Below are 8,015 nucleotides of genomic sequence, written 5' to 3'. Positions count from 1 at the left end.
CGACGGCCGCCTGCTCCCAGGCGGGGGCGACGAGGCCGTACACGGTGCCGTCGTGCTCGGCGCACTCGCCGATGGCGAAGATCGCCGGGTCCTCGGTGCGCAGCTCGTCGTCCACGACGACGCCCCGCCGTACGAGCAGGCCCGCGTCGGCGGCCAGCCGGGTGACGGGCCGCACCCCGCAGGCCAGCACCACAAGATCGGCCTCGACCAGCTCACCGCCGGCCAGGCGCACACCGTCCTCGCGGATCTCCTCGGCGTTCACGCCCGTCCGGATCTCCACCCCCAGCGCGGCGAGCGTCTCCCCCAGCACCAGCCCCGCCTCGGCGTCGAGCTGCCGCTCCATCAGGTGCCCGGCCAGGTGCAGCAGCGTCACGGGCAGCCCGCGCCCGGCGAGCCCGCGCGCGGCCTCGACGCCGAGCAGCCCGCCGCCGACCACCACGGCCCTGCGCGCGCTCCCGGCCGCCTCCAGGATGCGGTGGCAGTCGTCCAGCGTGCGGAACGGGACGGCCCGCTCCGCCCCCGGCACCGGCGGCACGACGGCCTCGCTGCCGGTGGCCAGGACCAGCACGTCATACGGGGTGGCGCGCCCGTCGGCGGTGATCACCCGCTGCGCCGACCTGTCGACGCCGACGACCTCGGTGCCGAGCACGGCCTCGACCCGGTGCGCGCCGTACCAGCTCGGGTCGAGCAGCCGCACCTGGTCGGGGCCGGAGCTGCCGGCCAGGACGTTCGACAGCAGCACCCGGTTGTACGGCTGCCAGTCCTCGGCCCCGAACACGGTGACCGGGAGGTGCGGATCCCGCGCCCGCACCTCGCTGACCAGCCGGGACCCGGCCATGCCGTTGCCCACCACGACAAGTCTCATGCGACCCTCTCCACCCTGACGGCGCAGACCTTGAACTCCGGCATCCGCGACAGGGGATCCAGCGCGGGGTTGGTCAGGCGGTTGGCGCCCTCCCAGTGGAACGGCATGAACACGGTGTCCCGCCTGATCGAGTCGCTGATCCGGGCGATCCCGGTGCTCTGGCCGCGCCTGCTGAGCACGCGCACCACGTCCCCTGCGGTGATGGCGAGCTGTTCGGCGAGGTCGGGGTGGAGCTCGACGTACAGCTCCGGGGCGGCCTTGTTCAGGGCCGCGATCCTGCGGGTCTGCGCGCCGCTCTGGTACTGGGCCAGCACGCGGCCCGTGGTCAGGTGGACGGGGTAGTCGTCGTCGGGCTCCTCGGCGGCGGGCCGGTGCTCGACGGGCGTGAACCTGGCCCGCCCGTCAGGGGTGGCGAACGAGTCGAGGAACGGCCGCGGGCCGCCCCAGAACACGCCCGTCTCCTTGACGATCCGCTCGTACGTGATGCCGGAGTAGTCGGCGGCCCCGCCCGCGCTGGCCCGGCCCAGCTCGTCGAAGACCTCGCGCGGGTCGGCCGGGAACCGGTGCCCGAGCCGCCCGGCCAGCTCCTGGACGATCTCCAGGTCGCTGCGCACCCCCTCGGGCGCGGGCACGGCCCGGCGGCGCAGCAGGACGCGGCCTTCGAGGTTGGTCATCGTGCCGGTCTCCTCGGCCCACTGCGTGACGGGCAGCACCACGTCGGCCCGCGCGGCGGTCTCCGACAGCACGACGTCGGCCACCACCAGCAGGTCCAGCGCGCCGAGCCGGTCGGCCACGTGCGCCGACCGGGGCGCGGACACGACCGGGTTGGAGCCGAACACCAGCAGCGCCCGCGGCCCCCCGGCCGTCCCCAGCGCGTCGAGCAGCTCGTACGCCGACCGCCCCGGCCCCGGCAGCGCCTCCGGCTCGATCCCCCACACCCGGGCGACGTGCTCACGGGCGGCCGGGTCGTCGATCCTGCGGTAGCCGGGGAGCTGGTCGGCCTTCTGGCCGTGCTCCCTGCCGCCCTGGCCGTTGCCCTGGCCGGTCAGGCACCCGTACCCGGATCCCGGCCGGCCGGGCAGGCCCAGTGCGAGGGCCAGGTTGATGAACGCGGTGACGGTGTCGGTGCCCTTGGCGTGCTGCTCGGCGCCGCGCCCGGTGAGCACCGCGGCCCGCTCCGCGTGCGCGAGCGCGCGCACGGCCTCGCGCATCCTGGCGACGGGCACGCCGGTGATCCGTTCGACCCGCTCGGGCCACCAGGACGTGAGGGACGTACTGACCTGCTCGAACCCGGTGGTGCGGGCGGCGACGTACTCCTCGTCCACCAGCCCCTCGGCGATCAGCAGGTGCAGCAGCCCGAGCGCCAGCGCCAGGTCGGTCCCCGGCGTGGGCTGCAGGTGCAGCCAGGCCAGCCTGGCCGTCGCGGTGCGGCGCGGGTCGATGACGATCAGCCGTGGCCCGGTCAGGTGGCGCACGAGCGGCGGCATCGTCTCGGCGGGGTTGCCCCCGGCCAGCAGCACGACGTCGGCCCGGGCCAGGTCGGTGACCGGGAACGGCAGCCCCCGGTCCAGCCCGAACGCCCGGTTCGAGGCCGCCGCGGCCGACGACATGCAGAAGCGGCCGTTGTAGTCGATCTGGCTGGTGCCGAGCACGACCCTGGCGAACTTGCCGAGCGTGTACGCCTTCTCGTTGGTCAGCCCGCCGCCGCCGAACACGGCCACCGCGTCGGGCCCGTGCGCGGCGCGGATCGCGGCCAGCCGGTCGGCGACGTGGTCGAGCGCGGTCTCCCAGGCCACCGGCCGGCCGTGCAGGAGCGGCGTGGTGAGCCGCTCGCCGTTGGTCAGCAGCTCGGCCGCCGTCCAGCCCTTCTGGCACAGCGCGCCGCCCGCGTTGGCCGGGACGTCGGTGCGCGGCGCGATCGTGATCTCCGCCCCTCGGGCGGTGATCGTCATGCCGCACTGCAGGGCGCAGTAGGGACAGTGCGTCGGCACGGCCTGCGGCCCGGCCCCGGACTCAGACACGGGCGTGCGCCAGGCTGCCGACCACCGAGACCCCGACCTTACGCATGTAGCACCACCAGGTCAGCGCGAAGCAGGCCACGTAGAAGCCGCCGAACGACAGGAACGCGGTGGCCGGGCTGCCGGTCTGCGCGAACGACATCCCGAACGCCCGGTTGATGAAGAACCCGCCGAGCGCCCCCACCGCGGAGATGATCCCGATCGCCGCCGACGCCTGCCGCTTGCCGTACAGCAGGGCCTCCTCGCCGGTGCCCCGCTCGGCGAGGGCCTTGGCCTGGAAGATCGCCGGGATCATCCGGTACGTGGACCCGTTGCCGATGCCCGCCGTGACGAACAGCGTCTGGAAGGCCAGGAAGAACAGCCAGAAGCTGCCCGACGTACTGGCCGCCCAGACCAGGACGATCCCGGCGCCCATGGCGGCGAAGTTCCACAGGGTGACGGGCGCGCCGCCCTTCCTGTCGGCCAGCCAGCCGCCGATCGGCCTGACCAGCGAGCCGGCCAGCGGCCCCACGAAGGCCACGACCGCCCACGGCGAGCTGGGGAACAGGCTCTTGGCCAGCAGCGGGAACGCCGTCGAGTAGCCGATGAACGACCCGAACGTGCCGATGTACAGGAACGACATCACCCACGTCTGCGCCCGCCCGGCCACGGCGAGCTGCTCGCGCGGGCCTGCCTTGGCACTGGACAGGTTGTCCATGAAGAGCCACGCGCACACGGCGGCCACGACCGCCAGCGGCACCCAGAACCAGCCCGCGGCGGCCAGCCCGAACCCGCCGATCACCAGCGGCATCACCAGCTGCACGGAGCTGACCCCGATGTTGCCGCCGGCGGCGTTCAGGCCGAGCGCCACCCCCTGCTTCGAGCGCGGGTAGAAGTAGGTGATGTTGGCCATGCTGGAGGCGAAGTTGCCGCCGCCGACGCCCGCCAGCGCCGCGATCACCAGGAACACCCAGTAGGGCGTGCCCGGGTCGCTGACCGCCACCCCGAGGCCCACCGCCGGGACGATCAGCAGCAGCGCGCTGACCGTCGTGAACGTCGCCCCGCCGAACCTGGCCGGCCCGAAGGTGTAGGGGACGCGCAGCACGGAGCCGACCAGGTTGGGCAGCGCCACGAGCCAGAAGAGCTGGTCGGTGGAGAAGTCGTAGCTGCCCATCTTGGCCGCGACGATGCTCCACAGCGTCCAGACCGTGAACCCCAGATGCTCGGCCAGGATCGAGAAGACGAGGTTGCGCCGGGCGACCCGCTTGCCGGAAGCCTCCCAGAAGGCCTGGTCGTCGGGGTGCCAGTCGGTGATCCAGCGCGCCATCGGTCCTCCTACATTCGGCGGCGGGAACTCGAATGTAGGAATACCGCGTTACGCACTTCGACGATTCGTCGCTGTGCGTTCGTTACATGTAACTCACCGTCGTAACAGGCAATACACATGTGTCACAGCGGAAACCTGCCGTTAATCCGGCAGGAGATCATGGACCATCTCCGCGAACTCCTCAGGGGTGACGATCCGGACGCCGAGCTGCTCGGCCTTGGTCCGCTTGGAGCCCGCCTTCTCCCCCGCGACCAGCAGGGACGTACGCGCGGACACGCCGGAGGAGGACTTTCCGCCGGCCCGCTCGACCAGCTCGTTGACCTCGTTGCGGCTGAGCTGTTCCAGCGGCCCGCTCATCGCCCCGGTCACCACCACGGACATCCCGTCCAGCGGCCCGACCGCCCGGTCGCTCTCCTCGCCCTCCTCCTGGGTGACCACCACGCGCTGGGCGCCGCCGGGCTCGGTCATGTTGACCCCCGCCGCCACCAGCTTGTCGATCAGGTCGGACAGCTCCGCCAGCTCGGCCACCAGCAGCGTCGCCTTCTCCGGCCCGACGCCCTCGACCTCCTGCACCCCGTCGGAGCCGGCGGCGCGGATCTCCTCCATCGTGCCGAAGTGGCGGGCGATGCGCCGCGACATGGACCGCCCGGTGCCGCGCACGCCCAGCGCGGCGAACACCCTGCTCAGCGGCCGTCCCTTGGCCTGCTCGATCGCGGCCAGCAGGTTGTCGGTGCTGACCTCGCCCATCCGCTCCAGGCTCAGCACCTGCTCGCGGGTCAGGGTGAACAGGTCGGCGAAGTCGGTGATGAACCCGGCCGCCAGCATCTGCACGATCCGGTTGTCGCCGAGGCCCTCGATGTCGAGCTGGTCGCGGCCCACGGCGTAGCTGATCGAGGGCAGCGCCTGGCAGGCGCGGCCCTGTACGCAGCGCCACCGCTCCTGCGAGGTGTCGATCTCGCCGCCGCACGCCGGGCACTTGTCCGGGTAGACGATGGGCTTCTCGTCGCCGGTGCGCAGGTGGACGACCGGCGCCTCGACACGAGGGATGACGTCGCCCGCCTTGTAGACGCTGACCTTGTCGCCGAGCATGAGCCCGCGCCGGGTGATGTCGGCCGGGTTGTGCAGCGTGGCGTAGGTGACGGTGCTGCCGTCGAGCTCGACCGGCTCCAGCACGGCGCGCGGCGCGATGATGCCGGTGCGGCCGACGCCCCACTCCACGGACAGCAACGTCGTGATCTTCTCCACCGGCGGCAGCTTGTAGGCGATGGCCCAGCGTGGCGCCCGCGAGCTGAACCCGGCCTCGGCCTGGTCGGCGGCGCTGTCGGCCTTGATCACGATCCCGTCGATGCCGATGTCGAGCGTGGCCCTGGCCGCCGCGATCTCGCCGACGCGCGCCTGGATGGCTTCCACGCCGGTCGCGACGATGCCCGGGACGGGCGTGGCGGCGGCGGTCCGCACGCCGAGCTTCGCCACCAGCTCCATGATCTGGCTGTGCGGCAGCTCCCGCAGCCGGCCGGCCAGCTCGTCGGGGGTGCCGTCGAGCGGCAGGGCGCCGTAGCCGAAGAAGGTCAGCTCGCACACGTACGGGCGGTCCTTGGCCCGCAGGGTGCCGGCGGCGGCGCTGCGCGGGTTGGCGAAGGTGGTGCCGTCGTGCCCCTGCCGCTTGGCGCACGCCTCCTCGAACTGCGCGGCCGTCATCATCACCTCGCCGCGCATCTCGACGGTCACCGGCTCGGCCAGCCTGCCGGGCAGCCCGAGCACGGTCCCGATGGCGTGCGAGACGTCCTCGCCGGCGGTGCCGTCGCCGCGGGTGACGAGCTGGACGAGCCGGCCCCGCCGGTAGCGCGCGGAGACGGCCAGCCCGTCGAGCTTCGGCTCGACGCTCCAGGACTCGACGCCGCGCCCCAGCCGCCGCTCCAGCCCGGCGACCCAGTCGGCCAGCTGCTCGGCGCCGAACACGTTGTCGAGGCTCAGCATGGGCACCGTGTGGGGCACGTCCCCCACCACGGCCCCGCCGGCCACCTTCCCCGTGGGCGAGTCGGGCAGGACATCCTCGGGATGCTCCGCCTCGTAGGCCTCGATGCCGCGGACCAGCCGGTCGTAGGCGTCGTCGTCGAGGGTGGACTCGCCGTCGCCGTAGTAGGCGGCGGCGGCGTCGACGGCGAGCTGAACGGCGGCTGCGTAGGCGGCCTGATCAGCGAGCTGAGTGATCGGAGGGGCTTCGCTCATGCCCCCATAATGCCTGGTGAGACCGACAGAATCGGCTCCGGATCGGGCCTGGCCGACGACGATCTCGCCTCCGCCCGGCGGACGGCGTCTCACCGTCCAGCGGACGGCTCGCCGCCTCCCGGCCGATGCCGTCCGACGACTTCCCGCCTGTACGGCAGGCCGCCCCCACCGCCACCCGCCGCACAGAGCCGAGGCGGGCCGATCACGCGACGACGGTGAGGCGGGAGGCCACGCTCGGCTCGGGATCTTCGAGGCCGGACAGCAGGATCTCCGCCAGTCGGCGGCGCTGGGAGCTGGTCAGCGTCATCGGCAGCACGATCGGCATCAGCTCGATCGCGTCGCCGGGCAGCTCGCGGACATGGCAAGGCAGGAGGAGAGAGGTGTGAACCACGGACCCACTATCGCAGTCGCCACCGACAGATCACGCAGACTTGGTGCGACCGAGACCTTGTCGTCCCGCCCGACCGCGCTTACCTCTTCTCACCTGGGGTAACAGCAGGCTGAGCAAGGGGGAATCATGATCAAAACGCTTCACAAGATGGGAATCAGGTCGAGTCACATGTATTGGGCCGGGCTCGGCTCGATAGGTCTGTCCTTCGCGTCCTGGTGGATGTCGCGCAGCGTCGAGCCCGCGGGCGTCGACAGGGCGGACCGCTGGGGGATCTTCGTCGGCCAGTGGGCACCCACGTTCTTCGCCATCGGCGTGGGGCTCCGCATCGAGGAGACCCACTCGGACATGGACGAGGAGACGGGGACGGAGATGTTCGACCGGCGATCGGGCGGCGTCCGCAAGCGCCCCCACGCGGGGGTGTAGAGCTTCGCAACCCGGGTGACCGCAGGCCGCGTACAGAGGTGGCCTGCGGCACCACCCCGGCCGCGGAACGCTCCGGGAGATCAGGCGGGAAGTACGGATCAGCGGGATCAGGCCGGCGTGCGTCCGGCCAGCTTGTGCAGCGGCTCGTCCGTGAGCCGGTACGTCGTCCACTCGTTCATGGGCTCGGCCCCGAGGCGGCGGTAGAACTCGATGCTCGGCTCGTTCCAGTCGAGGACGGCCCATTCCATCCGCTGGTACCCCCGTTCCACGCAGATCCCGGCGAGCTCGGCCATCAGCGCCTTGCCGTACCCGGTCCCGCGCACTCCCGGCTGCACGAACAGGTCCTCCAGGTACAGCCCGTGCGTCCCCCGCCACGTGGAGAAGCTGACGAACCAGACGGCGAACCCCACCACCTCCCCCTCGTGCTCGGCCAGGTGCGCGAACACCTTCGGGGACTCGCGGAACAGCACCTCACGCAGTTGCTCCTCGGTCGCCCGCACCTCGTGCGGCGCCTTCTCGTACGCGGCGAGCCCGTGTACCAGCTCCAGGATCGCGGGGACATCGTCAATGGTGGCGGGTCGGATCATGCCGCCCACAGTAGGGCACCCCCAGCCATGAGCCGTCGCCCCCTGGAGCCGGTCGCCAAGGCGATGACCTCGGCGACCGGCCTCACGCGGGTTTGCCCTCCGGCCCCTCGGCGGACGGCTGGGGCTTCGGGGTGGCCGCCGGCTGCAGCAGCGACCCGCCACCGCCGCCCCCCTGACCGGCCGCCTGGCCGCCGCC

The 8,015-nt window shown here is 72.5% G+C and carries 7 protein-coding genes; 1 reads left to right on the top strand and 6 read right to left on the bottom strand.

Annotated features, from left to right (window positions below; translation table 11 throughout):
- The 5 genes from KME77_RS19070 to KME77_RS19050 all read right to left on the bottom strand — a co-directional run.
- On the bottom strand, positions 1–865 hold an 865-nt coding region (locus KME77_RS19070), incomplete at its 3' end, for an NAD(P)/FAD-dependent oxidoreductase (RefSeq protein WP_219469477.1).
- Complete coding sequence (locus tag KME77_RS19065) at positions 862–2,886, bottom strand: molybdopterin oxidoreductase family protein (protein WP_308250770.1); 2,025 nt, start codon at positions 2,884–2,886, stop codon at positions 862–864. The genes KME77_RS19065 and KME77_RS19070, both read right to left, overlap by 4 nt.
- Entirely contained in the window at positions 2,879–4,189 is a 1,311-nt protein-coding gene (locus KME77_RS19060) for an MFS transporter (protein WP_219469475.1), read from the bottom strand. The genes KME77_RS19065 and KME77_RS19060 overlap by 8 nt, the downstream gene beginning before the upstream one ends.
- A gap of 141 nt (positions 4,190–4,330) precedes the next feature.
- Positions 4,331–6,418 (bottom strand): NAD-dependent DNA ligase LigA, encoded by a 2,088-nt coding sequence (ligA, locus tag KME77_RS19055; RefSeq protein ID WP_219469472.1) that lies wholly within the window; start codon positions 6,416–6,418, stop codon positions 4,331–4,333.
- Between the two features lie 202 nt (positions 6,419–6,620).
- Entirely contained in the window at positions 6,621–6,809 is a 189-nt protein-coding gene (locus tag KME77_RS19050) for a hypothetical protein (RefSeq protein WP_219469470.1), read from the bottom strand.
- Between the two features lie 126 nt (positions 6,810–6,935).
- On the opposite strand from KME77_RS19050, the gene KME77_RS19045 reads away from it, so the two are divergent.
- Complete coding sequence (locus KME77_RS19045; protein ID WP_219469467.1) at positions 6,936–7,232, top strand: hypothetical protein; 297 nt, start codon at positions 6,936–6,938, stop codon at positions 7,230–7,232.
- Between the two features lie 107 nt (positions 7,233–7,339).
- Here the strand turns inward: KME77_RS19045 and KME77_RS19040 are convergent, their stop codons facing one another.
- Positions 7,340–7,819, bottom strand: a complete 480-nt coding sequence (locus KME77_RS19040) for a GNAT family N-acetyltransferase (protein ID WP_219469464.1) — start codon at positions 7,817–7,819, stop codon at positions 7,340–7,342.
- Positions 7,820–8,015: the final 196 nt, after the last annotated feature.

The sequence above is a fragment of the Nonomuraea rhizosphaerae genome (assembly GCF_019396405.1).
Lineage (GTDB): Bacteria > Actinomycetota > Actinomycetes > Streptosporangiales > Streptosporangiaceae > Nonomuraea > Nonomuraea rhizosphaerae.
Note: the sequence above shows the minus strand (reverse complement) of the source record. Positions and strands in the feature narration are given on the sequence as shown.